Raw genomic sequence first — 2319 nt, 5'->3', positions numbered from 1 at the left:
TATTCTTGGTACCAGAGACATATGCCATAAATTTACAATTATTGGGAGGTATAATTATTGCTCAGACCCTGCCGGCAGTATTCTTAGGATTGTATACTGATTGGTTTAATTCTTGGGCTTTAACCGCAGGATGGGCTGTAGGAATTGTGAGTGGAAGTTATATGTTTGCAACCTTCGGATTACCTAGGGCAACTTCGGTTTATCCTACTCCATTTGGGCTATTATATATCGCAGTAATATCACTCGCATTTAACCTAGTAGTATCGGTTATAGGTACATTGATAGCTAGGGCGATTGGTTATAAGACTAAAGGCAATATAGCTACTGAGGAGTTAAGAGGTTAATTTTTTTAATTAATATTCTTTTTCCCATTATATTCAATAAATATTATTTTTTAGATATAGAAATAAATTATAAAATATGGTATATAATGTAGTCATGAAGATTAAAGCTTAGTAAAATCCAATATCTGAATAAGTTATTTGAGATTTATTTTTTATGCCAATATAACGTAGCACATCAGCTATCTTCTTATTAGAGGACTTAAATAGCATGATAAAAGAACGGCAAACCTCGCCTTTTAAGGCGTAAAGGAGACCAGAAAGATCTATGTAGACGATTTTAGTTCTATGCTTTCTAATTTATTATTCTATCCAATCCTACGGTATTATAAGTATTTTCATCTTATAAATTTCAATTACGAGAGTATCCATGATGTTATGGCTGTAATAAACTTATACTGTTTTCCGAGTCTCTTGATCGCCCCTCAAATTAGAGTCAATGAGAAAATCCTCTTCATGAGGAGAAAGTCAGAAGATTGTAGTACGTTAGATGAGAGAGTTTAAATAAGTTTAGAACTAGTATGAGATCATGCCATCGTTCGGAATTGGCATAGATATAGTATTAAGTGAGATAAAGGAGGAGATCAAAAGGAGATTAGGTAAAGAAGTTGAAAACGTAGTTGTGACATTTGTTACGTATTTGCCTCCACAAGTTTTGGCTTATGTCAAACACAATGATTATACTATATATGTTAATTACCAACAATATATGAACGCTAAGAGAAATGGATATGAATATGAATATCTGTACGTTATTTTGCTTCACGAGTACCTTCACTTAATAGGTATAGCTGATGAAAGAGAAGTTAGGAGGATAGACTTAGAGGTAATTCAAGATAAATTTGGAGAAAACAGTACAGCCTATAGAATAGCCTTGAACTTAGCTGACCCCAGAGATATTTATTTGAAGGAGTCTCAAAAAATAGGAGGAAAGCCCAACACTTTTATGTAAATTTATTATTTGTTTCTCACTATTCTACTACTTATCGTTAAATAGACTCCTATGAGTGTTATAATTGAACCTATTATTTGTACAGGTGTTGGAATTACTTTCAATATTAAGAAACTAAGTACATAAGCCATAACTGGTACTAATAGAGCTCCAGAACTGGCATAAATACTCCCTAACTCTTTAACACCATTAAACCAGAAGTAGAAGCCCATAACCTGGGCTAATAGTGCTAAAATTACTAGAAGGATTAATGAAAACAAATTATAATTGAAGTAGTAGTCTATTGGAGTTAACGCCGATAAAAACGGTATGGAGATTAATGTCATAAAAGCATTAAGTTTGATTAGATTTTCATTAGTTAACTTTCTCGAATAATAAATTGTACCTCCCGCCCATGACAATGAGGCTATTATTCCAAATAATAAACCTAAATTAAATGATAATGTAGCTGAAGAAATTACTCCTATAACTCCTAAAATTACTCCTATAATACCCTTGGTACTTATCCTATTTCCTAAAAAATATTCTATTAACAATACGAATACGGGTTGAGTATAGACCATTATCGCTACTAATCCCGGATTAGGGGAGAAGTTTATCCCCAAGTTAAGGAATGATAAAAATATGATAAAGTTTAGAAGTGCGTTTATGAATTGTTTAATCCCAATGGAGATTCCCCTACCTAAAAGATAGAAAAAAATCGAGCCTACTGCAACCCTAGCCACGCTAACTATCATAGGTGAAATTGAAAAAGTTATTATTTTAGTTAAGGGGAATGATAAGCCCCAAACTACTGATAAAGGAAGTATCCATCTTAAGAAAGATACTATGACCCTTTGCATTTTGCCTTCTTACATTCACCTTTGCCAATAAATATTTTCCTAAGCAATTTTAAGGACTACTCTTTCTAATGTAGATAGTGGTGTCCCGCTTAAACTAATTACAGATTCTAAGCATTCTGATATGTCCTCCGCCCTAGAGGAGAAGTTTGTCCTCATTTCATCATTCTAATGCTGTTTTAAAGCT

General features: G+C 33.0%; 2 protein-coding genes and 1 pseudogene. 2 read left to right on the top strand and 1 reads right to left on the bottom strand.

What is annotated here, in order from left to right:
* Positions 1 to 344 (top strand): annotated as a pseudogene (locus DMP16_RS09185) (sodium:solute symporter); the annotation flags it as partial.
* Positions 345 to 870: 526 nt separating this feature from the next.
* Entirely contained in the window at positions 871 to 1293 is a 423-nt protein-coding gene (locus tag DMP16_RS09180) for a hypothetical protein (protein WP_069284092.1), read from the top strand.
* Between the two features lie 5 nt (positions 1294 to 1298).
* Here DMP16_RS09180 and DMP16_RS09175 read toward each other — a convergent pair whose 3' ends face one another.
* Entirely contained in the window at positions 1299 to 2135 is an 837-nt protein-coding gene (locus DMP16_RS09175) for a DMT family transporter (protein WP_069284093.1), read from the bottom strand.
* Between the last annotated feature and the right edge of the window lie 184 nt (positions 2136 to 2319).

The organism is Sulfolobus sp. B1, assembly GCF_007050195.1.
Classification (GTDB): domain Archaea; phylum Thermoproteota; class Thermoprotei_A; order Sulfolobales; family Sulfolobaceae; genus Saccharolobus.
The sequence above is the reverse complement of the archived record's forward strand: the minus strand, read 5'-3'. Positions and strand labels throughout refer to the sequence as shown.